This is a genomic window from Vibrio sp. TBV020, from assembly GCF_046056895.1.
Taxonomy (GTDB): domain Bacteria; phylum Pseudomonadota; class Gammaproteobacteria; order Enterobacterales; family Vibrionaceae; genus Vibrio.
This window is the reverse complement of sequence record NZ_JBEEAQ010000003.1, coordinates 2318947-2341428: the sequence shown is the minus strand read 5'-3', so window position 1 is coordinate 2341428 and position 22482 is coordinate 2318947. Positions and strand designations below refer to the sequence as shown.

Sequence of the window (22482 nt, the reverse complement as noted above, 5' to 3'; positions counted from 1 at the left end):
TATTGTAAAAGAAAAATAAGCATTTCTATGTCATTGAATCAAGACGAAACAACTTGGCAAACGTTCAAGCGCCTGTGGACTTATATCCGTTTATACAAAGCAGGTTTGGCGGTTGCAGTTGTTGCACTGATTGTTAACGCGATTGCTGATACCTATATGGTTTCCCTACTAAAGCCTCTTCTTGATGAAGGCTTTGGTGATGCGGAATCTAACTTCCTTCGAGTACTTCCTTTCATTATTTTTGGAATGATGATTGTCCGCGGCCTTAGTGGGTTTGTCTCGACTTATTGTTTGAGCTGGGTGTCTGGCAACGTGGTCATGCAGATGAGACGTGCCATTTTTAACCAATTTATGCACATGCCGGTTTCTTATTTTGATAAGGAATCAGCGGGTGGTCTTTTGTCTCGAATTACCTATGACTCGGAGCAAGTTGCTGGAGCTACAAGCCGTGCTTTAGTCAGTATTGTTCGTGAAGGTGCAAGCATCATAGGTCTATTGGTGTTGATGTTCTGGAACAGTTGGCAGCTTTCTTTGGTGCTATTTATTGTTGCTCCGTTAGTTGCTTGGGGTATCAGTGTTGTATCGAAGCGCTTCCGTAAGATCTCGAAGAATATGCAAGAAGCAATGGGGCATGTGTCATCTTCAGCAGAACAAATGCTTAAAGGTCACAAAGTTGTATTAAGTTATGGTGGTCAAAATGTAGAGCGCGAACGTTTTGATACAGTAAGTAACCAGATGCGTCAGCAGTCGATGAAGTTGGTTGCTGCACAAGCTATTGCAAACCCAGTTATTCAGGTGATTGCTTCAATTGCATTGGTCGTTGTACTGTTCCTAGCAAGCGTTGATTCGATTCGTGCCGAACTTACACCAGGTACATTTACGGTAGTATTTTCTGCGATGTTTGGTTTGATGCGTCCTCTAAAAGCACTAACCAATGTTACATCAGACTTCCAACGTGGTATGGCTGCGAGCCAAACCCTATTTGCGCTGATGGATTTGGAAACCGAGCAAGATAACGGCAAGATTGCAGTCGATAAAGTGCGCGGAGAAATTGCGGTTAAAAACGTTACTTTTACCTATGAAGGCAAAGAGAAACCAGCACTTAGCGACGTAAGCTTTGATATTCCAAAAGGTAAGACGGTTGCTTTAGTGGGACGTTCTGGCTCAGGTAAGAGTACTATCGCGAACCTGTTTACTCGCTTCTATGATGTGGATTCTGGTTCTATCTGCCTAGATGGGGAAGATGTTCGTGATTACACCTTAGGTAACTTACGTACTCACTTTGCGTTGGTTTCGCAAAACGTTCATCTATTTAATGATTCTATTGCCAATAACATCGCATATGCGGCGAGTGAGCAATATAGCCGAGAGCAAATTGAGCATGCGGCTCGCCTAGCTCATGCAATGGACTTTGTTGAGAACATGGATAATGGCTTGGACACTGTGATTGGCGAAAATGGCGCAAGTTTATCTGGTGGTCAGCGTCAACGTATTGCCATTGCACGTGCACTTCTGCGTGACGCACCTGTTTTGATTCTTGATGAAGCAACATCGGCACTGGATACAGAGTCCGAAAAAGCGATTCAATCTGCCCTTGATGAGCTACAAAAAGACAAAACAGTGCTAGTGATAGCGCACAGGCTCTCAACTATCGAGAATGCCGATGAAATTTTGGTAGTGGATGAAGGTGAGATTGTTGAACGTGGTAACCATGCTGAGTTGATCAAGCAAGATGGTGCTTACGCTCAACTACACCGTATTCAATTTGGTGCCTAATCTTGATTGAAAAAATCTGGTTTGAAAACCACCCGCTAAAATATCTAGTGTGGCCATTGCTATGGCCACTTAGTTTGCTTTTTGGATGGGTGAGTAGAAACCGTCGCCGTCAATATCAGACAGGAAAGAAAGCGTCTTATCGGCCTCCTGTTCCCGTTATAGTGGTTGGAAATATTACTGCTGGTGGTAATGGCAAAACTCCAGTTGTGATTTGGCTAGTCGAAAAGCTGCAAGAGCTAGGTTACAAGCCCGGTGTAGTATCTCGCGGTTACGGTGCTAAAGCGCCATCCTATCCCTTGATGGTCGAAGCAGATACATCCACTAAGCATTGCGGCGATGAACCGAAACTCATCTATAAGCGGACTGGCGCGCCAGTTTCTGTTTCCCCGACTCGCAGCGACGCAGTGAAAGCACTACTTAATTACAATGTTGATATAATCATAACTGATGACGGCCTTCAGCATTACGCACTAGAACGTGATATCGAAATTGTTGTGATTGATGGAAAACGCCGTTTTGGTAACGAGTCTTTGATTCCAATGGGGCCGTTGCGTGAATCGGTTGAACGTTTATCGCAAGTCGATTTATTGATTACTAATGGTGGTCAGGCCCTCACTAACGAAGCGCAAATGTCATTAGTCCCAACTCAAGCTGTAAACTTACTCAGTGGCGAAAAGGTTGATGTTACTAGCTTAAAAGAGGGGCTTGTGGCGATGGCTGGTATCGGTCATCCCCCGCGATTTTTTGATACTTTAGAGCAACTAGGGGCTGTGGCGACCTTTACGCAAGGTTTTGCTGACCATAAAGATTTTGAACCGTCGCAATTGGATGAGTTAGCTGCCAAAGGCAATCATCTGATTATGACTGAAAAAGACGCTGTAAAATGCGCACAATACGCAAAAGACAATTGGTGGTATTTACCAGTCACGGCTGAGTTTAATCCAACGGATGAAACGCGTATTTTAGATAAGATTAAAGAGGTTAAGGAAAAGTATGGATCACCGTCTACTTGAGATTGTTGCCTGTCCGGTATGTAAAGGGAAGCTAACCTTTGATAAGGACAAGCAAGAACTGGTTTGTAAGTTAGATCGTTTAGCTTATCCAATTAAGGAAGGCATTCCTGTGCTGTTAGAGCCTGAAGCTCGCAAGATTAGTATGGACGAGGGCAGATAATGTCATTCACTGTTGTTATTCCGGCGCGTTATCAGTCGACTCGGTTGCCGGGTAAGCCTCTTGCAGATATTGGTGGCAAACCAATGATTCAATGGGTTTATGAACAAGCAATTCAAGCGGGTGCTGATCAAGTGGTCATCGCAACGGATGACAGCCGTGTAGAGCAAGCCGTTCAAGCATTTGGTGGTCAAGTTTGCATGACATCTCCAGACCATGAATCTGGTACAGAGCGCTTAGCGGAAGTTGTTGAGAAAATGGCGATCCCTCAAGACCACATTATTGTGAACGTTCAAGGTGACGAACCATTGATTCCTCCTGCGATTATTTCTCAAGTTGCAGAGAACTTAGCGAATAGCCAAGCACCAATGGCAACGTTGGCTGTTGAGATTAGTGACGAAGCTGAAGTGTTCAATCCAAATGCAGTGAAAGTTCTGACAGACAAAGATGGTTATGCGATGTACTTTAGCCGAGCAACGATTCCATGGGATCGTGATAACTTTGCTCAGCAAGAAAAAGCTATTGCACAGCCATTGATGCGACATATTGGTATTTATGCATATCGTGCTGGTTTTATTAATACTTACATCAACTGGGAGCCAACGGCTTTGGAGAAGATTGAGTGTTTAGAGCAGTTACGCGTACTTTGGTATGGTGAAAAGATTCACGTGGAAGTCGCGAAAGAAGCACCAGCAGCGGGGGTTGATACTCCTGAAGACTTAGAAGTTGTTCGTAGCATCATTGCGAAGCAATAATAATGAAAAGGCCCTATTTAGGGCCTTTATCTTTTTTGAAGAAGGGGATTAAATTTTCCCATCGTAGTCATTACGTTTTGGACAGGTACTCAGAATTTCTCTCCTTCCTGTATCTTTCACCTCTTCTAAGATGACATCAAAACCCCATAAGCGATAAAGGTGCTTGAGGACCTCATCATAGCTTTCATCAAGTGGGATACGGTCGTGCGGAACGTATTGCAGTGTTAAAGAACGATCGCCACGAACATCAACGTTGAACACCTGAATATTAGGTTCTAGGTTACTTAGGTTGTATTGAGCGGCGAGTTTCTCTCGAATAGCGCGATAGCCACTGTCATTATGGATCGCACTGACCTCAATATAGTTTTTTCGGTCATCATCAACGATGGCAAATAGCTTAAAGTCACGCATCAATTTAGGTGATAAGTACTGACTAATAAAGCTTTCGTCCTTAAAGTTCTTCATGGCGAAATGTACCGCTTCTAACCAATCTGAACCTGCTAATTCAGGGAACCACTCTTTGTCTTCATCTGTGGGTTCTTCACAAATCCTCCGAATATCTCTGAACATGGCAAAGCCGAGAGCATAAGGGTTAATGCCGCTAAAATAAGGGCTGTTATACGCAGGCTGTGCAACAACGCCTGTGTGGCTGTGAAGAAACTCAAGGATAAATCGATCCGTCACGAGACCTTCATCGTAAAGGTGATTAAGAATGGTGTAATGCCAGAACGTCGCCCAACCTTCATTCATTACCTGAGTCTGTTTTTGAGGGTAGAAATATTGGCTGATTTTGCGAACGATACGAACAACTTCGCGTTGCCAAGGTTCTAGTAGTGGAGCATGCTTTTCAATGAAGTAGAGTATATTTTCTTGCGGTTCTGATGGGAAGCGGACTTTTTGGTCTTCCTCTTGAACCGTTGATTTTGGAACGGTACGCCAAAGGTCATTCACCTGAGATTGCAGGTACGCCTCACGTTCTTCCTGCCTAGATTTCTCCTCCGCGATGGAAATTTTTTCTGGTCGCTTGTATCGGTCAACGCCAAAGTTCATTAAGGCATGACAAGAGTCGAGAAGGTCTTCAACCTCTTGAACGCCGTATTTCTGCTCACACTCTGCAATGTAGTTCTTGGCGAACAGAAGGTAGTCAATGATAGAGCTAGCATCAGTCCAAGTTTGGAATAGGTAATTTCCTTTAAAGAAGGAATTGTGTCCATAGCAAGCGTGAGCCATAACAAGTGCTTGCATGGTGACAGTGTTCTCCTCCATCAAGTAAGCAATACATGGATTTGAGTTGATTACGATTTCATACGCTAAACCCATTTGTCCATGTTTGTACCCTTGTTCAGTTTGGATAAACTTTTTCCCAAAAGACCAGTGGTTGTAGTTTATCGGCATACCAATACTGGAATAGGCATCCATCATCTGCTCTGATGTGATCACTTCTATTTGGTTCGGGTAAGCGTCAAGCTTGTAGTGATCAGCCACACGTTTGATCTCAACGTGATAGCGATCCAAAAGGTCGAATGTCCAATCTGGCCCATCAGGCAGTGCTTTAGATTTGGTTGGCTTTTTCGTTTTTGTTGTCATATCGGCCCCCTAAGCGGTTTCTTTTTTGAAAAGCTCTCTGAACACCGGGAAGATATCCTCAACACTTCGGATATTCTTCATCGCAAAGTTAGGAAATCCGCCCTCTAGCTTTTCATATTCATGCCATAAGGTTTGATGAGAACGACGGGTAATCTCAATGTATGAATAGTACTGACAGTTTGGAAGTAGATGTTTGGTCAGCAATTCACGGCATCGTGGGGAATCATCCGCCCAGTTATCGCCATCAGATGCTTGCGCTGCGTAGATATTCCACTCACCAACAGGATAGCGGTCTGCGACAATTTCATTCATCAACTTCAAAGCACTAGATACGATGGTTCCGCCGGTTTCTTGAGAATAAAAGAACTCATGCTCATCGACTTCTTTTGCTTGAGTGTGGTGGCGAATAAATACCACTTCCACATTTTCGTAGGTTCGCGTTAGGAACAAATACAGCAAGACGTAAAAACGCTTAGCAATATCTTTGGTAGCTTGGTCCATCGACCCTGACACATCCATTAAGCAAAACATGACGGCTTGGCTGGATGGAATAGGGCGACGTTCATAGTTTTTGAAACGTAAATCGAAAGTGTCGATGAACGGCACGGTATCGATTTTACGGCGTAAGTTTTTGATTTCGTCTTTAAGACGATTCTCTTCGAGCATTTGAGCTGGTTCACTCATTTTTACTCGATCAAGTTCTTCTTCAAGTTCACGTAGCATGCGCTTTTTGCCCGCGGTCATCGCGGTTCGTCGAGCTAATGATTGTTGGAGAGATTTAACGATAGCGATGTTGGCGGGCACACCTGCAGTTTGGTAACCAGCTCGATGCGTCTTCCATTCAGTGATCTTGTTGATCTGATTTTTTTCGAGATTAGGTAATTCCAAATCTTCAAACAGAATATCTAAATATTCATCTTTGGAAATCTGAAATACGAAATCGTCTTGGCCTTCACCGTCGGCACTGGCATCGCCTTCACCAGAACCACCACCTTGGCCTCCACCTTTCGGGCGTTCTATCTTATCCCCAGTAATGAATTGATCGTTACCAGGGTGTACTCGCTCTTTTAAGCCCCCTTTGCCTTGGTGGAATACAGGCTCTTTGATGTCTTTATGCGGAATAGCGACATCTTCGCCGGTTTCTGTATTGGTTATCGAACGGCGATTCACCGCATCAGCAACAGATTCTTTAATCTGTTCTTTATGGCGGCGTAAAAAGCGCTGGCGGTTGACAGCACTTTTGTTTTTGCCGTTCAGTCGTCGGTCAATAAATTGCGCCATGAGTCACCCCTTATCTCATACATGCCTCATAAAAAAGAGGCAGGTCATTCTTGCGTCCTGTCTCCTACCAGAGCGATGTACTCTGGTAGGTTAGTCATGGGCTTAAACACTGCTATTACGACGATTTACGTACTCGTAGATACCATTCAGACAACAAACGAACTTGTTTCTCTGTATAGCCTTTTTCCATCATACGAGCGACGAAGTCATCATGTTTCTTCTGATCTTCAGAAGAGGTTTTGGTGTTAAATGAGATAACAGGTAGTAACTCTTCTGTGTTCGAGAACATTTTCTTCTCTATCACAGTGCGAAGTTTTTCATAACTTGTCCAAACAGGGTTGGTACCGTTGTTGTTTGCGCGAGCACGCAAGACAAAGTTAACGATCTCGTTACGGAAATCTTTCGGGTTGCTAATACCAGCGGTTTTTTCAATTTTCTCCAGCTCGTTGTTGAGTGCTGAACGGTCGAAGAGCTGGCCTGTTTCTGGATCGCGATACTCTTGGTCTTGAATCCAGAAATCAGCGTAAGTGACGTATCGGTCGAAGATATTTTGGCCATATTCTGAGTATGACTCTAGATAAGCGGTCTGGATCTCTTTACCGATAAACTCAACGTAACGAGGTACTAAGTAGCCTTTCAAGAACTCAAGGTACTTCTCAGCGGTTTCTTGAGGGAACTGTTCGCGTTCGATTTGTTGTTCAATAACATAGAATAAGTGCACTGGGTTAGCAGCGACTTCAGTTTGATCGAAGTTAAACACACGAGACAAGATCTTAAATGCGAAACGGGTAGAAAGACCTGACATACCTTCATCAACCCCAGCGAAGTCTCGGTATTCTTGGTAGCTCTTCGCTTTTGGATCCGTATCTTTTAACGTTTCACCATCATAGACACGCATTTTCGAGAAAATTGACGAGTTTTCTGGCTCTTTTAGACGCGAGAGAATACTGAATTGAGATAGCAACTCTAACGTGCTTGGCGAACATGGAGCTTTAGAAAGCTCGGAATGGTCGAGTAGTTTTTGATAGATCTTCACTTCTTCCGCTACACGTAGACAATACGGCACTTTGACTATGTAAACACGGTCAAGGAAAGCTTCGTTGTTCTTGTTATTGCGGAAGGTCTGCCATTCAGACTCATTTGAGTGAGCCAGTATCATGCCATCAAATGGCAATGCTGATAGGCCTTCAGTACCGTTGTAGTTACCTTCTTGAGTGGCAGTAAGTAGAGGGTGCAGCACTTTGATTGGTGCTTTAAACATCTCAACAAATTCCATCAAACCTTGGTTAGCACGACATAGGGCACCAGAGTAGCTGTAAGCATCGGGGTCGTCTTGTGAGAAGTGCTCTAATTGACGAATATCGACTTTACCTACCAGTGATGAGATATCTTGGTTATTTTCGTCACCAGGCTCAGTTTTCGCAATAGCAAGCTGATCAAGAATTGACGGGCGAACTTTAACGACTTTGAACTTGGAGATATCGCCACCAAATTCATGCAATCGCTTAGCGGCCCAAGGAGACATAATAGAGCGTAGGTAGCGTTTCTCTATGCCGTATTCTTGTTTCAATAAGTCACCATCTTCATTGACATCGAAAAGACAGAAAGGGTGATCATTAACAGGGCTGCGCTCGCCATTTGCAGACAAGACGTAGATAGGAACTTGTTGCATCAATGCTTTTAGTTTTTCAGCTAATGAAGATTTACCGCCACCTACCGGACCTAGTAAATAGAGGATTTGTTTGCGTTCTTCTAAGCCTTGAGCGGCATGTTTTAAGTATGAAACGATTTGTTCTATCGCATCTTCCATACCATAAAAATCTTTGAACGTGTCGTACCGAGAAATGACGCGATTAGAAAAAATACGACTTAGTTGTGGATCTTGAGCGGTATCAATGACTTCAGGTTCACCGATAGCCATAAGTAGTCGCTCTGCTGCGTTGGCATAAGCACTTTTATCGTCCTTACATAGACCGAGAAAGTCTTGTAGGGAAAGTTCCTCATCCTTGGAGGCTTCGTAGCGTGCTTGGAAATGGTCGAAAATACTCATAATGAATTCCCCTCTGAACCTGTCAAACTGACAATAAACCCGCATAGAAAAGCTAATCCTTTCTAATTTAAGCCTAGTTGGTTTTTAGAATTCTGCTTAAAAAATATGTGTTTAATTGCAATATGTGACGAAACGCTACATATCCGACCACTCAATGCACATTGGCCTTAAATTAAACATTCGTAAGTTCTATGTGTCACCAGTTGTGAATAAAATACGGAGTGCATTGGGCACCATAAGATGTAGACGAGATTGCTAAGAAGGAAGCAAAAATAGCGATTTTTACTTCAGATTGCTCGTAAACTGGTCATTGTATTTTGGGATGGTATTCCATATAATCGCGACGGTTATTTATTCTATTTATATTGTTGATGATTATTATGTTGAAATCTTCTTGGTTTAAAGCGGCTGTAGCGGCTGCTGTTCTTGCTGCTCCGCATGCGAATGCGAAAATTTCTCAGTGGTCCTTGGGGGTTGCAGCGTCATATTCACCAGCAGTGTACAAAGACACACCATCAAATAAAGCGGTAATACCGGTGATTGGTTACGAAGGTGAGCATCTATTCCTACGTGGTTTCAGTGCTGGCTATCGTCTGTTTCCAATTGGATCTCCTCAGAACATCGTATTTCGAGCGGTTTACGACCCTAGAACACTGAAACCTGAAGATTCTAGTAATCCTGATATTCAACAGATGGACGAACGTAAATCAACGATTCTAGGTGGTGTGAGCTATCAGTTGATTACACTTGTTGGTATGTTTGAAGCAACGGCAGGCAGTGATTTAGGCCGTACTCACAATGGTTTATATGCGGAAGCGGCTTGGCGTTTACCTATTCGTCAAAAAGGCTGGGCAATAACGCCATCTATGGGTTACGCATACAACAGTGAAAAACTAAATAACCACCTCTACGGAGTAAGTGCGCAAGAAGCAGTGCGTTCAGGGCTAGATGAGTTTGATGCAGATTGGGATGGTCAGTTCTTTATTGGTGCTTCGGCATACATGCATTTAACACCAAATATTCGCCTGACTGGTGGTGTGCGATACACTAACCTTGAAGGCGATATTGAAGGTAGCCCATTGATTGAAAGTGGTGTGAACACAACTGCGAATGTTGGAGTAGCTTACGTTTTCTAATGAGCACTGAATAAGCGAATAATAAAGAGGGTGGCAAGTGCCACCCTCTTTTTATTTTGGAACAGAATTAAGCGTTAAAAATCTGTTTAAGTTCGTTTGCACATAGATGGTACTGGCGAGGGCAGTTTTTCCAAGTGGCAAGCATACGACGGTACTTTTCAAGCATAGGCATCTGTGCGTTGAAATGGTGGTCACCCTTATCAAACTGAGGGTAGAGACCTTCTGAACCTGTTAGGAAACGTACATAATTAACCAATTGTGCTTCAGCAGCGATATCAAACCCAAGGAATGTTAGTCGACGTTGGTCTACGTCTTGCTGCTCGTCTTCTGAAAGCATGTTATTTGATTCTTGCATTGCATGGTACATCTCCATGATATCAATGACTTCGCGGCATTCCGCCTCGATCAAACAACCGAAATCTTTGTTTAACTCTCCCATCTGAAGCTCATATCCGCGCTCTACAATGGTTTGAAGACGCTGGTACTTAGCCGCATTTTCTGGGTTCATTTGTGACATTAGGTAATATTGATTCGATAGGATCAAACGTTGAGCGTTTGTCATTTCCATGGTGGCCTCACTAAATAATCTAATATATTTTTAATGTGCTTAGGTTATCTTTTCCGACGTGCCTGAAACATGATCTCAACACATATTTAATATGAAAAGTACAAATATTGAGTAAGATTTTCGTCATTATTTTCGATAGTGGTTGTAGATGTAGTCGCGATCAGAAAAGACTCTGAGTAGCTCTGGCTTAAACACGCATAGTAGGGCGATGACCATCCCGTTTAACAACCCTTCTGGAAACGCTAGGAGTGGAGTAAAAACTAGATAATTGTCGAGAATAGTCTGCCAATCGTAGTGGGAAGAGGCGAGAAGGTAAGTGCCATTAAGGATCAAATGAAGGCTGCCCGTTATCGCGCCATTAAAAAAACCAGCGACAAAGATAAAGACGAAGATGTTTCTCGGCAGATAATGGTAACTTGTGACAAAAACCAAGTGACTGATCAAGATTGGAATCAGCCCAGAGAGCAAAAGGTATTCGGGTAACGAAAAGAATGACAGCTCTCCAACAATCGCCATTAATAATGAGATAACCGCAGTAAGAGCAAAAGCACTTCGCCAACCATACATGAGAGTCAATGCTGTAAGTGCGAGAAAGTGAATAGATAGCCCATCTTTGACACCGGCATCAGCAGACCACAGTACGAACAGGGCAAAAATGACCGCAAAGGTAATATGCTGGAAGGAGCGCTCTTGCTTGAGCTTTGGCATTAACACTCGATGCACATCACTCCAAATAAGCCCCAAAACGCAAAGTACAATAAGCAGTGAAAAAAGTTCGTTTAGTGCCACGCTTGTTCCCAAAAAAAATACCAACCGATGAAAGGTTGGTATTTTTTACGATTAATGCTGAACTTGATATCAGTATTTTACGTTAGAGTGATATTGCTCAAGAATCGAAACAATAGAGTCCATCACTTCTTTAGAAGGAGGGTTGGTTCCTTCTAATGGATACTCAATACCGAGCGCTTCCCACTTATGGGCACCCAACTTATGGTAAGGAAGCAATTCTACTTTCTCGATATTATCCATATCTTTGATGAACTCACCTAGCATGTGCGCCGCTTCTTCATCGTCGGTGTATCCTGGAACGACCACATAGCGAATCCATGTTTTTTGGCCAATTTTATGTAAGTAGCGAGCAAAGTCGAGAGTTCGCTTATTAGACACACCAATAAAGTCGTGGTGAATTTCATCTTTCATATGCTTAAGGTCAAGCATCACAAGATCGGTTGCTTCCAGAACTTCGTCAATAACATCTGTGTGTTTACGAATGTAACCGTTAGTGTCTAGACAGGTATGAATACCTTCTTTATGAGCGGCACGGAAGAAATCACGTACAAACTCAGGTTGAAGCATGGCTTCACCACCAGAACATGTCACACCACCACCCGAAGCATTCATAAAGTGACGATACGATTTAGCTTCGCTGATGATCTCTTCAACAGTAACTTCTTTACCATCGTGAGTGTCCCAAGTGTCACGGTTGTGGCAATACTTACAACGCATTAAACAGCCTTGTAAGAAGACAATAAAGCGGATACCAGGACCGTCTACGGTTCCACACGACTCAAAAGAATGAATACGACCAGTAGTTGACATGAGCTCATCTCGTTTTAGTAATTTGTGCGTTATTTTATTACAAAATGTAGGGACAAAATAGGTTTTCCGGGTGTTCTCTCCGAGAAAAGCTGAATTAAGAAAAAATGCGCATATTTGCTAAAATTTATGTTATAAAATTGTTTTATTACTATAAAAAATAATAACAACTAATAACAACAGTCTGGCAAGGTTTTTTACATCTACTTGATGCAAAGGAACTTTTTATGGATATGCTTGCGCTCTCTCAAAAACAAAAAGTGACATTGTTTTTGATTATTTTGACGATAGGATTCGTTTCCCTCGCCACCTTCACTTCTGGTCGATTGTCACACATGAAAGAGCAGTACCAAAGTAGTGGTGATATTGCGAAGGGGTCGTTATCGATCTATCAGACTCAAAGTGAGATCTTAGCCTTAGGTGGTGAGCTAGATACCATGACGGGTTCTCGTGTCTCTGAAACAAAGGACGTTATTAATAAGGTCGCTGCTGCCATTGAACAAGATTCGCAGTTTCTCACCAAAGTTGGATTGAATTCTCAAGCTCAAAGTCTAACTGAAAGTGTAATGACCTTTCGCAGTGCCGTTATGCCTTGGCTGACGTTAAAGCAAGAAATGGGTTTCAATCTTGATGAAGGGAAACTCGGTCAGTTAAAGCAACTCGCTACAATCATTGAGCAAAAGATCGCTGAAACAGGCATGGTCACACTAAATTCTGATTTCCAAGCGATGGTGAAATCTCAACAGAACTACCTTTTACAGCCCACAGAAGACAACTTAAAGCTGTTCAATCGAGCAATGGCTAGCTTTGAGAGCATGTCGAATGTGTACGCAATGCTAGAGTTGTATGAAGCGGAAATTGAGCAATATAAACAGACATTTACGCGAGTGGCTGAGCTGTCTCAACAACTAGGTATAGTAGAACAGCAGCTTGATGTATCAAAAGATGAGATGACCCAACTTATTGGGGCCATCACTTCGGAGCTGGGGGGCATCAGCGAAAGCTATCAACGTATTGCTGAAGATGACTCAACGCAAACTCTGTGGTCGATTCTCATCGCCTGTGTTGTATTGGCACTATTCACTATTACAATTTTTGGAATGCAAAGCGCTTCAATGTCACGATCGTTAAACCGTACCAAAGAAGTCCTTCATAGCGTTTCGACAGGCGATTTATCGCAACGTATGACGCCTGCGAAAAACAAAAATGATGAGTTCAATCAGTTAGCTACAAGTATTAATCAAAGCTGTGAAAACTTAGGTGAGCTTGTGTCTGGAGTTCAATCGAGCAGTCAAGAGTTGTCTGGTAACGCGGCAGAACTCAATCAAGGTCTAGATATGCTTGCTCACCATCAATCAGAGGTTCTTGGTCAAACTCAACTGCTTGCATCAGCAACTGAAGAAGTCAGTGTTACCACTCAAGAAGTGTCAAACTCATTAGAGTTTGTGGCAGAAATTAGCCGCTCTTCGACCCACGCTGCAGAGGAAGGGGCGAAAGTAATTGGCTCTGCGATTGGCTCTTTAGAAGAGGTAGGTGCAATCATGACTTCAGCGGCAGGGCATATTAAGCAATTGGAAGAAGCGTCTTCGAAAGTAGATTCAGTCATGGAAATAATTAATGGCATCGCTGAGCAAACAAACTTACTCGCTCTCAATGCGGCAATCGAAGCGGCAAGGGCAGGTGAGCAAGGGCGAGGGTTCGCAGTAGTTGCCGATGAAGTGAGAAGCTTAGCCGTAAGAACCGTCGATGCTGTAACGGAGATCTCTGGCACTATCGATACGATGAAAAAAGAGAGCGCTGAGGTGATCCAATACATCGGACAATCTGAGTCTTCAATGACAGCTGGCCGAGAAAAGGGCCAAGAGGCGATGGATGCATTGACGTTGATTACTGAGAAAGCAGATGAAGCATCACATCAAACTGAAGTAATCTTTACTTCAATCAAAGAATTGGCGACCACTAGTCAATCGATGGCTGACAACATGACCCAGATTTCTGCAGCAATGAAAGAGCTTGAAGAAAACAATGAACAATTGAGAAGCGTCAGTGGTGCGGTAGAGCAAAGAGCTGGCAGCCTTAACCAAGACTGCCAGAAATTTACGATTTAGAAGAACACGTAAGCTGTGAATGCGCCTGTGCCGTACATCGACTCAGGTGCATTTTTGTAATCAGGGGTTTTAACGGTGGCAGATAATGTTGCACCGAAAGTTTGGTTATACCAGGCAAACCCCGCAACGCCCGTTGCTTGAACATTTTCAAGTTCAACGTCGTAGATACTTGGATCTTGAACCGGATCTTGGCTCAACGCATAATCTTTAACGCCAGAGCGTTCGCCTTCAATAGTAATATCATTGAAGCGATAGCGAGCTTCAGCGCCTGCGAAGAAGAACCAACCTCCTTGTGAGCCACCAAGCATACCTGCTCTAAATGGATTTTCATTATCAATGTTTGCCGCACCCATACTACCACCTAGGTCAGCACCCCAGCGGAACATCAAACCTGTCGATACATCGCTACGGAAGTTACCAGCGTTAACTTCAGATACATTGGAAATTTCCCAATCCGTATTGGCGATAGAACGTTGGCGAATAAGATTGAAGTGGCTTAAGTAGCCCACGCTGCCAACAAACTTATCATCAACTTGATACCCCCAACCTTGAGGTTCATCCGAGCCTGTAATGCCATGCACAATGTCCTGTGCTTGATCGGCTAATGAACTTTCACCAGTGGTACCAAGCGTTAGGTTAAAACGATGAGCCTGTTGAGGGTGCAAACTGATGTAATTGAATTCAGTGTGTAGGTAGCCTGCATAAGGGCGATCGTTGATCATAGGCTCAGTCGCTTCAATATCTGAAGGCGTATACATTTTGTGGCCTAAAGTGAACTCAAACTTATCTAATGACGCACCACCCCAGAAAGAAAGGCTTAGTGGACTGAAAATTGAGTATGGGGTAATAGCCCCAGTTGTATAAGTAAGAAACAGACCATTGGTGTAGTCTTGATCGACACCGAAAACGCCGTCGTTATCGATAGCGAATGAAACAGTTGATTTTTCTGATGCGACAGCAGTAGCTGAAGCCAATAAAAAAGGCAATATCAGTGCGTGGTTTAACTTCATTTGATTTGTGCTTCACTAAATTAGTGGCCTGATAATACAGGATTCATTGATACAAAGATAAGCAATAAATGTACCTAAAACTTGAAGTGTGCACCGTATCGCTCAAATGGAAAAAGTAAGATTGATAGAAACAATAAAGCCCCGCGAGTGCGGGGCTTTGGTCAATCATTCAACTGAGATTATAGAGACTCAGTGAAAGTACGTGCGATTACGTCTTTTTGCTGCTCTGTAGTTAGAGAGTTAAAGCGTACTGCATAACCAGATACACGGATTGTTAGCTGAGGGTAGTTCTCAGGGTGCTTAACTGCGTCTTCTAGAGTTTCACGGTTAAGAACGTTAACGTTCAAGTGCTGACCGCCTTCGATGCCTTGCTCGTGGTGGAAGTAACCATCCATTAGACCCGCTAGGTTAGCGCGCTGTGAATCTTCTTCTTTACCTAGAGCGTTAGGTACGATAGAGAACGTGTAAGAGATACCATCTTTTGCATCAGCAAACGGTAGTTTACCTACAGATGTTAGAGATGCTACTGCACCTTTCTCATCGCGACCGTGCATTGGGTTAGCACCAGGAGCGAAAGGAGCACCTGCTTTACGACCGTCTGGCGTAGTACCAGTCTTCTTACCGTATACAACGTTAGACGTGATAGTAAGGATAGACTGAGTAGGGATAGCGTTACGGTAAGTCTTAAGCTTACGGATCTTGTTCATGAAGCTAGTAACTAGTTCACAAGCCATGTCATCTACGCGAGCATCGTTGTTACCAAATTTAGGGTACTCACCAGAGATGTCGAAGTCGATTGCGATGCCGTCTTCGTCACGGATTGGTTTAACTGTACCGTATTTGATAGCAGATAGTGAGTCAGCTGCAACAGATAGACCAGCGATACCACAAGCCATTGTACGACGAACGTCACGGTCATGAAGAGCCATTAATGACGCTTCGTAGCTGTACTTGTCGTGAGAGTAGTGGATTGCGTTTAGAGCAGTCACGTATTGCTTCGCTAGCCAATCCATGAACGTGTCTAGACCAGCCCATACTTTGTCGAAGTCTAGTACTTCGTCAGTCATTGCTTCAGACTTAGGACCAACTTGGATCTTAAGTTTTTCATCCACACCGCCGTTGATAACGTATAGAAGAGTCTTAGCAAGGTTTGCACGAGCACCGAAGAACTGCATGTGCTTACCGATAACCATTGGAGATACACAACAAGCAATAGCGTAGTCATCGTTGTCGAAGTCTGGGCGCATTAGGTCATCGTTTTCGTACTGGATAGAAGAAGTATCGATAGATACCTTCGCACAGAACTTCTTGAAGCCGTCAGGTAGTTGCTCAGACCAAAGTACAGTGATGTTCGGCTCTGGAGAAGGACCCATAGTGTATAGCGTGTTTAGGAAACGGAAGTTAGTACGCGTAACTAGCGTACGACCGTCAACACCCATACCACCCATAGATTCTGTTGCCCAGATTGGGTCGCCAGAGAATAGTTCATCGTACTCAGGAGTACGTAGGAAACGAACCATACGTAGTTTCATTACGAAGTGGTCAATCATTTCCTGAGCTTGTTCTTCAGTGATGATGCCAGCTGCGATATCACGCTCAACGTAAACGTCAAGGAAAGTCGAAGTACGACCTAGAGACATTGCCGCGCCGTTTTGAGACTTAACAGCAGCTAGGTAACCGAAGTAAGTCCACTGGATAGCTTCTTGAGCAGTAGTCGCAGGACCAGAGATGTCGTAACCGTATGAAGCAGCCATTTCTTTGATTTGGCCTAGAGCGCGGTGTTGCTCTTGGATTTCTTCACGCAGTTGCATTGTCATCTGTAGATCTTCACCAGACTCAAGTTGTTCTTGAGTTGAATGGAACTGAGCTACTTTGTCCTTCATTAGGAAGTCAATACCGTATAGTGCTACGCGACGGTAGTCACCAATGATACGACCACGACCGTATGCATCAGGAAGACCAGTTAGAACACCAGATTTACGACATTTTAGGATGTCTGGAGAGTAAACATCGAAAACACCTTGGTTGTGTGTTTTACGGTACTCTGAGTAGATTTTAGAAATTTGAGGATCAAGTGTACGACCGTAAGCCTTACAAGAACCTTCGATCATGCGCACACCACCGTTAGGGATAAGTGCACGTTTTAGAGGAGCTTCAGTCTGAAGACCAACGATAGTCTCAAGATCTTTCTCGATGTAACCAGCGTCGTGAGAAGTGATGGTAGAGATAACATCTGTATCAAAATCAACTGGTGCGTGAGTTGAGTTCTCTAGCTTGATACCTTCCATTACTTTAGCCCAAAGCTTGTTAGTCGCTTCAGTACCTTCAGAAACTAGGAAAGACTCGTCGCCTTCATATGGTGTGTAGTTCTTCTGAATGAAGTCGCGAACGTTTACTTCGTTTTGCCAATCACCTTTAGCAAAACCTTCCCAAGCTTTAGCAAATTGCTCTGCCATGACATACCTACCTTTTTAGTAGAAAAAACACGTACCTTGCTAACTGTTGAGCCAGTCAGTTTCCCATAACTGGGGCGGTACACTCTTATGAATAACAATATGTATAGTCTTTAAATTCGATCAGTCAAATTGGTGTAAAACTATAAATATTGTCACTGCTATCTAAATGGTTGCTTATTAACTTGCTTTCAAGAGTATGCTAAAAAAAAATTGCAAACCTTAAACTAAATCAATAAATGGACGTTTTATTAAATTATTTTTTAAATTAATGCTTGTTGTTCAAAAAAAGTTGAGAGCCTAACCTAGGCTCTCAACATACTTTTCTTATAAGAATGCTTGGATTCCGTACTGACCTTCTAGCATACCAACTGCTAGCATTGCAACTAGACAGATAACTAGAACACCAACTGGGATTACAATCTTATCGACGAATGATAGACGTGCTGCACGCTCTTTATCACCAATTAGACCATTGTTATCAAGTAGCATTGTTAATGCCCAAGCTAGTACTGGGTTAACAACTGCACTACCGAAGATACAGATACCTGCAGCTTGTGAATCTTTGCTGTCTTTAACCATCTGCATACCCGCTTCTAGTAGCGGTAGAGATACACCCACAAGAAGAGCAACACGCATTACTGGTGGCCATACCGCGATATCCATTGGGAAGCCAAGGATAGCGACGATGATACATAGTGAACCAAGTAAAATCGCACCCGCTGGGATTGGACGTTTAGCAATCGCTGCTGGGATCATGTACGTCCCCCAAGATGATGTGATGTTACCACCACCTACTGCTGTACCGACCATTTGGCGTACAGAACACATAGTCATAGTGTCATCTACGTCCATCAGTACTTTTTCAGACTTTTTAGGGTAGTTCAGTTCTTGGAAAATACGGTGACCAAGGAAGTCAGGTGACCACATCGCAACTGCTAGGATAGCGAATGGAAGAGAAGCGATGAAGTGCTGAACATTTGGTAGACCAAGCATCCAACCTTCTTCAGTAGAACCCCACCAGTAAACAGGGTTTAGGTTTGGAAGGCCTGTTTCAGTAACGAACTTGATGTCAAAACCTGCACCTAGAACTAGAGCAATAGCAAGACCTGTAAATGCACACACTGGGATTGCTAGCCAACGTTTATTTACTTTTGCTAAGAATGCGTAAAGTGCGATTGTTACGGCTAGAACGATTAGACCAACATAACCCATGCTACCTGCAGCTACTGAATCTGATTGCAGACCTACAGCCCAAGTTTGGATTGAATTGATTTGGCTCATGGTACCCGTTAAGCCGAGGAAGATAAGTAAGCCTCCCGCTGTACCCTGAGAGGTAAGGTTAACTAACTTTGAACCACCTTTTAATAAACTCAGGATTAAGCCGAACACACCAATTAGGATTGCCAATGCAAGAGGGTGTGCACCTGCTAAAGCGATGGTACCGATAAGAGGGATCATTGGACCGTGGTTACCAGCAAGGTTTGCTTTAGGGTTAATAAAGCCAGACGCTAGAACACAGAAAAGAAGTGCAGGGATTAACATTTCAACACGCGCAACTTCGATAGCAAAATCTTTGCCTAAGTTAACGTGGTCCCATGCTGCGGTTAGGCCTTCAGCCCAAGACATCATTACTGCAGAGTACATCGCAATAATACCGATTGTACCAGCAAGTGCAGGAACGAGGTCTTCAAGCTCAAAGCGGAAATCACGACCAGGAAGGTTCAAACCAAAACGGCGTGGCTTCATGATCTGTAGTTCGTGGTCAAGGTAGTCTGAACGGCTTTCAAACTCAGAAGCTGGGCGGTGCAGCTCTTTATAGCTCTTGTTTTCGATATCCGAATCAGAGTGCGGCTTATTTACTGCGTCTGACATAGATTCCTCATATTCAAAAATTGTTAATGACTCTTCAAAATACGACCCGATTATTATTCTATGACGGCCGTACTATATAAAACCTGGCTTAGCTTCCTGCATTTGAATCCTGGTCACCTTAGCTGTAGCACGAAGTTAGTGAGCTTAGCGTAGAGGATTTAGAAGACAAAAAAAACGCCTATTGAGGCTTTTATCTTTGAGGCGAGTTTAACGTGCTAACCCTAAAGAGTGATTGATTTAGATCACTTTATGAAAGGTTGTGAAAGAAAACTACACAATGAATGGAAGTTCGTTCATCAGGCACTTAAAAGGGTGAAATATAGTTTCATAATATGAGCAAAATTAGCGTTTCAATTTTATTAATAACTATAGAGATTATTAGATTTAAGACGCTTAGTGAGTTGGATCTTGTTTTTTTAAAATTGTTAATTGGTGGTTAGGCGCTTACTTTGTGCTATTGATAGGTTTTATGCGCAAACTAAAGAGTATTAGTCTGTAATTAGCATTTTTACTCACATAAAGTGACTGTATATTGCTACTTATTAGGTTAATAATTTGTTGCATGTTTAGCAGGGTAGTGCTAATTTGTATCGCAATGTGGGTGGAACCCAGCAGTCAACCAATGACTCTCGAGTTAAATGAAGTTGTTGGTCATAATAAAGACAGGGAGTAAAAGCGCATGAATGATGTACCAGCGCTGGACATAAAAGAACTGCACAAAACATTTGGACAAAATGAAGTTTTAAAGGGCATCTCTTTAGAGGCTCACAAAGGGGACGTTATTTCTATTATCGGTTCATCTGGTTCCGGTAAAAGTACTTTTCTTAGATGTATTAACCTTCTAGAAACACCAACTGCAGGCGAAATCTGGGTTAACGGTGAGTTAATCCAAATGAAAAATAACCGCCAAGGTGAAGCAGTTCCAGCCAATGAAAAACAAGTGCAACGCATTCGCTCGCGTTTAGCAATGGTATTCCAAGGTTTCAACTTGTGGTCTCATATGACGGTGCTTGAAAACGTCATTGAAGCGCCAATACATGTTCTTGGTGTTCCAAAAGCGCAGGCAATCGAGAATGCTGAAATGCTACTTAAGAAAGTCGGTCTATACGAGCGCAAAGATTACTATCCAGGTCACTTATCTGGTGGCCAGCAACAGCGTGCTGCCATTGCACGTGCTTTAGCGGTTGACCCTGAAGTTATGCTATTCGATGAACCTACCTCAGCTCTTGACCCAGAGTTAGTCGGTGAAGTGCTAGGGGTTATGAGAGATTTGGCAGAAGAAGGGCGTACCATGTTAGTGGTTACTCACGAAATGGCATTTGCCCGTGATGTGTCTAACCACGTAATGTTCTTACATCAAGGATTAGTTGAAGAACAAGGTAACCCATCTAAACTATTTACGAACCCGGACTCTGAGAGATTGCAGCAGTTCATTTCGTCAATTTACTAATCGCCGTAGTAACGGCAAACACAACAAGTACGTTAAAAATAAAAATCACAATATCAGGAGTATGGAAATGAAAAAGTGGTTATTAGCAGCAACATTAGCAGCTACCGCAGTTACAGGTGTGGCACAAGCAAAGGATTGGAAAACAGTTCGTTTCGGAATTGAAGGTGCATACCCTCCGTTTAGCTGGACAGAAGCCGATGGTTCTCTGAAAGGCTTTGATGTCGATATGGCAAACGCACTTTGTGAAGAGATGCAAGTGAAGTGTAAGGTCGTTCCTCAAGATTGGGATGGCATTATTCCTTCATTACTTGCTCGTAAATACGATGCGATCATCGCAGCAATGTCTATTACTGAAGAACGTAAGAAGAAAATTGACTTCACAGGCAAGTACGCACTTATCCCTAACAAATTTATTGCGAAAAAAGGTGCAGGCCTTGATTTCGATAACCTAGATGGTCAAAAAATTGCGGTTCAGCGTGCAACAACACACGATAAGTACCTAACTGATAATTACGGCGACAAAGTTTCTATCGTACGTTACGGCTCATTCGACGAAGCTTATCTAGATCTTGCTAACGGTCGTGTAGCGGCTGTACTAGGTGATGCATCTGCGCTTGAAGAAGGTGTACTTAACAAAGCTGGCGGTGAAGCGTACGAGTTTGTTGGTCCATCACTAACTGACCCTAAATGGTTCGGTGAAGGTTTTGGTATCGCAGTACGTAAGCAAGACAAAGACCTAACGAAGAAACTTGATGCGGCAATCCTATCTCTACGTGAGAAAGGTGTTTACCAAGAAATTGCTGCTAAGTACTTCAACTACGACGTTTACGGTCAGTAAAAGTCGATTAATGGCCGTTGGTTTTTGTTCCTAGGAGTAAAACCAACGGCCTAGTTTTATAAAGTTTAGGGATCAGGAACTTACCTATGCTGGATTTACAAGGATATGAAGCCTCTATATTAAAAGGGGCCGTTGTGACAATAGAGGTTGCACTGCTGTCACTGCTAGTAGCAATGATTTTAGGTATGCTTGGTGCGCTTGCTAAAATGGCTCCTTATCGCTGGGCCAGAGCGATCGCAACACTTTATACTACCGTTATTCGCGGCATACCGGACCTAGTCCTAATGATGCTTATCTTCTTTGGTGGACAAATTCTTCTCAATAACAGCCTTTATTCCATCAACGAAACAATTAACGAATGGTTTGCTTCTAGTGATCCAAACCATGAGTGGACTTCTTACCTACCAGATTATATTGATGTCAGCCCATTTGTTGCTGGTGTTTTAACCATTGGATTTATTTTTGGTGCGTACATGGCGGAAACTTTCCGCGGTGCCATCATGGCTGTCGATCGTGGTGAACTTGAAGCTGCAAAAGCTTACGGCATGAGCTCTACGTTGGCATTTCGCCGTATCTTACTTCCGCAGATGATTCGTCACGCATTGCCAGGCTTTGGTAATAACTGGCTAGTTCTATTAAAGACGACGGCATTAGTATCTATTATCGGACTGGAAGATATGGTTCGAATGAGTGCACTTGCTGCGGGTACAACTAAAATGCCATTTACTTTCTATATGGCAGTTGCTTTGATTTTCTTATTCTTTACCAGTGTCTCGACAGGTTTCTTGAAGATGGTAGAGCGCAAATTTAGTATTCATGCGAGGTAAAG

Annotated in this window: 18 protein-coding genes; 9 read left to right on the top strand and 9 right to left on the bottom strand. The window is 43.1% G+C overall.

The annotated features are described in order from the left end of the window. Positions 1-27 precede the first annotated feature (27 nt). From msbA to kdsB, 4 genes are read left to right on the top strand one after another with little or no spacing between them, the layout of a single operon-like run. Positions 28-1776: a lipid A ABC transporter ATP-binding protein/permease MsbA gene (gene msbA / locus AAFX28_RS18630; protein WP_408689879.1), complete on the top strand. Its 1749-nt coding sequence runs from the start codon at positions 28-30 to the stop codon at positions 1774-1776. Between the two features lie 2 nt (positions 1777-1778). Beyond that, a complete protein-coding gene (gene lpxK / locus AAFX28_RS18625) occupies positions 1779-2789 on the top strand; it encodes a tetraacyldisaccharide 4'-kinase (protein ID WP_408689877.1) in 1011 nt (336 codons plus the stop codon). Then, positions 2770-2949 (top strand): Trm112 family protein, encoded by a 180-nt coding sequence (locus tag AAFX28_RS18620; RefSeq protein ID WP_053438189.1) that lies wholly within the window; start codon positions 2770-2772, stop codon positions 2947-2949. The genes lpxK and AAFX28_RS18620 overlap by 20 nt, the downstream gene beginning before the upstream one ends. Continuing rightward, a complete protein-coding gene (gene kdsB / locus AAFX28_RS18615; RefSeq protein WP_408689876.1) occupies positions 2949-3701 on the top strand; it encodes a 3-deoxy-manno-octulosonate cytidylyltransferase in 753 nt (250 codons plus the stop codon). The genes AAFX28_RS18620 and kdsB overlap by 1 nt, the downstream gene beginning before the upstream one ends. A gap of 48 nt (positions 3702-3749) precedes the next feature. Here kdsB and AAFX28_RS18610 read toward each other — a convergent pair whose 3' ends face one another. The 3 genes from AAFX28_RS18610 to AAFX28_RS18600 form a co-directional block, all read right to left on the bottom strand. After that, the gene (locus AAFX28_RS18610; protein ID WP_408689874.1) at positions 3750-5288 is read right to left on the bottom strand and encodes a SpoVR family protein; all 1539 of its coding nucleotides are present in this window, start codon (positions 5286-5288) and stop codon (positions 3750-3752) included. Between the two features lie 9 nt (positions 5289-5297). Beyond that, the gene (locus tag AAFX28_RS18605) at positions 5298-6569 is read right to left on the bottom strand and encodes a YeaH/YhbH family protein (protein ID WP_408689873.1); all 1272 of its coding nucleotides are present in this window, start codon (positions 6567-6569) and stop codon (positions 5298-5300) included. A 115-nt stretch (positions 6570-6684) separates the two neighbouring features. Next, on the bottom strand, positions 6685-8619 hold the full coding sequence (locus AAFX28_RS18600) for a PrkA family serine protein kinase (RefSeq protein ID WP_408689871.1): 1935 nt from the start codon (positions 8617-8619) through the stop codon (positions 6685-6687). Between the two features lie 380 nt (positions 8620-8999). Here AAFX28_RS18600 and AAFX28_RS18595 point away from each other — a divergent pair, with 380 nt between their 5' ends. Further along, positions 9000-9755 (top strand): MipA/OmpV family protein, encoded by a 756-nt coding sequence (locus tag AAFX28_RS18595; protein ID WP_408689869.1) that lies wholly within the window; start codon positions 9000-9002, stop codon positions 9753-9755. 67 nt (positions 9756-9822) lie between these two features. Here AAFX28_RS18595 and AAFX28_RS18590 read toward each other — a convergent pair whose 3' ends face one another. From AAFX28_RS18590 to pflA, 3 genes are all read right to left on the bottom strand, one after another. Continuing rightward, on the bottom strand, positions 9823-10323 hold the full coding sequence (locus AAFX28_RS18590; RefSeq protein ID WP_408689867.1) for a YfbU family protein: 501 nt from the start codon (positions 10321-10323) through the stop codon (positions 9823-9825). Between the two features lie 126 nt (positions 10324-10449). Beyond that, entirely contained in the window at positions 10450-11112 is a 663-nt protein-coding gene (locus AAFX28_RS18585; RefSeq protein WP_408689866.1) for an energy-coupling factor ABC transporter permease, read from the bottom strand. Positions 11113-11181: 69 nt separating this feature from the next. Continuing rightward, positions 11182-11922, bottom strand: a complete 741-nt coding sequence (gene pflA / locus AAFX28_RS18580; protein WP_408689865.1) for a pyruvate formate lyase 1-activating protein — start codon at positions 11920-11922, stop codon at positions 11182-11184. 224 nt (positions 11923-12146) lie between these two features. Between pflA and AAFX28_RS18575 the strand changes: the two genes are divergently transcribed. Further along, the gene (locus tag AAFX28_RS18575) at positions 12147-14027 is read left to right on the top strand and encodes a methyl-accepting chemotaxis protein (RefSeq protein WP_408689864.1); all 1881 of its coding nucleotides are present in this window, start codon (positions 12147-12149) and stop codon (positions 14025-14027) included. Here AAFX28_RS18575 and AAFX28_RS18570 read toward each other — a convergent pair. The 3 genes from AAFX28_RS18570 to AAFX28_RS18560 all read right to left on the bottom strand — a co-directional run bounded on the left by AAFX28_RS18570 (position 14024) and on the right by AAFX28_RS18560 (position 19365). Then, positions 14024-15037, bottom strand: coding sequence for a lipid A deacylase LpxR family protein (locus AAFX28_RS18570; protein ID WP_408689862.1), 1014 nt, complete (start codon positions 15035-15037; stop codon positions 14024-14026). The genes AAFX28_RS18575 and AAFX28_RS18570 overlap by 4 nt on opposite strands. Before the next feature lie 179 nt (positions 15038-15216). Further along, positions 15217-17493 (bottom strand): formate C-acetyltransferase, encoded by a 2277-nt coding sequence (pflB, locus tag AAFX28_RS18565; protein WP_408689860.1) that lies wholly within the window; start codon positions 17491-17493, stop codon positions 15217-15219. Positions 17494-17817: 324 nt separating this feature from the next. Continuing rightward, on the bottom strand, positions 17818-19365 hold the full coding sequence (locus tag AAFX28_RS18560; protein WP_408689858.1) for a DUF3360 family protein: 1548 nt from the start codon (positions 19363-19365) through the stop codon (positions 17818-17820). Positions 19366-20044: 679 nt separating this feature from the next. Here AAFX28_RS18560 and AAFX28_RS18555 point away from each other — a divergent pair. The 3 genes from AAFX28_RS18555 (at position 20045) to AAFX28_RS18545 (ending at position 22480) form a co-directional block, all read left to right on the top strand. Then, positions 20045-20815, top strand: coding sequence for an ABC transporter ATP-binding protein (locus tag AAFX28_RS18555; RefSeq protein WP_053438177.1), 771 nt, complete (start codon positions 20045-20047; stop codon positions 20813-20815). 67 nt (positions 20816-20882) lie between these two features. Further along, positions 20883-21653 (top strand): ABC transporter substrate-binding protein, encoded by a 771-nt coding sequence (locus tag AAFX28_RS18550; protein WP_408689856.1) that lies wholly within the window; start codon positions 20883-20885, stop codon positions 21651-21653. Between the two features lie 86 nt (positions 21654-21739). Then, the gene (locus AAFX28_RS18545; RefSeq protein ID WP_408689854.1) at positions 21740-22480 is read left to right on the top strand and encodes an ABC transporter permease; all 741 of its coding nucleotides are present in this window, start codon (positions 21740-21742) and stop codon (positions 22478-22480) included. The last annotated feature ends 2 nt before the right edge of the window (positions 22481-22482 follow it).

Excerpts from the sequence above, each read along its gene's own strand:
- msbA (WP_408689879.1), top strand. The coding sequence starts at position 28 with ATGTCATTGAATCAAGACGAAACAACTTGGCAAACGTTCAAGCGCCTG.
- AAFX28_RS18620 (WP_053438189.1), top strand. The coding sequence starts at position 2,770 with ATGGATCACCGTCTACTTGAGATTGTTGCCTGTCCGGTATGTAAAGGG.
- kdsB (WP_408689876.1), top strand. The coding sequence starts at position 2,949 with ATGTCATTCACTGTTGTTATTCCGGCGCGTTATCAGTCGACTCGGTTG.
- AAFX28_RS18610 (WP_408689874.1), bottom strand. The coding sequence starts at position 5,288 with ATGACAACAAAAACGAAAAAGCCAACCAAATCTAAAGCACTGCCTGAT.
- AAFX28_RS18605 (WP_408689873.1), bottom strand. The coding sequence starts at position 6,569 with ATGGCGCAATTTATTGACCGACGACTGAACGGCAAAAACAAAAGTGCT.
- AAFX28_RS18600 (WP_408689871.1), bottom strand. The coding sequence starts at position 8,619 with ATGAGTATTTTCGACCATTTCCAAGCACGCTACGAAGCCTCCAAGGAT.
- AAFX28_RS18595 (WP_408689869.1), top strand. The coding sequence starts at position 9,000 with ATGTTGAAATCTTCTTGGTTTAAAGCGGCTGTAGCGGCTGCTGTTCTT.
- AAFX28_RS18590 (WP_408689867.1), bottom strand. The coding sequence starts at position 10,323 with ATGGAAATGACAAACGCTCAACGTTTGATCCTATCGAATCAATATTAC.
- pflA (WP_408689865.1), bottom strand. The coding sequence starts at position 11,922 with ATGTCAACTACTGGTCGTATTCATTCTTTTGAGTCGTGTGGAACCGTA.
- AAFX28_RS18575 (WP_408689864.1), top strand. The coding sequence starts at position 12,147 with ATGGATATGCTTGCGCTCTCTCAAAAACAAAAAGTGACATTGTTTTTG.
- AAFX28_RS18570 (WP_408689862.1), bottom strand. The coding sequence starts at position 15,037 with ATGAAGTTAAACCACGCACTGATATTGCCTTTTTTATTGGCTTCAGCT.
- pflB (WP_408689860.1), bottom strand. The coding sequence starts at position 17,493 with ATGGCAGAGCAATTTGCTAAAGCTTGGGAAGGTTTTGCTAAAGGTGAT.
- AAFX28_RS18560 (WP_408689858.1), bottom strand. The coding sequence starts at position 19,365 with ATGTCAGACGCAGTAAATAAGCCGCACTCTGATTCGGATATCGAAAAC.
- AAFX28_RS18555 (WP_053438177.1), top strand. The coding sequence starts at position 20,045 with ATGAATGATGTACCAGCGCTGGACATAAAAGAACTGCACAAAACATTT.
- AAFX28_RS18550 (WP_408689856.1), top strand. The coding sequence starts at position 20,883 with ATGAAAAAGTGGTTATTAGCAGCAACATTAGCAGCTACCGCAGTTACA.
- AAFX28_RS18545 (WP_408689854.1), top strand. The coding sequence starts at position 21,740 with ATGCTGGATTTACAAGGATATGAAGCCTCTATATTAAAAGGGGCCGTT.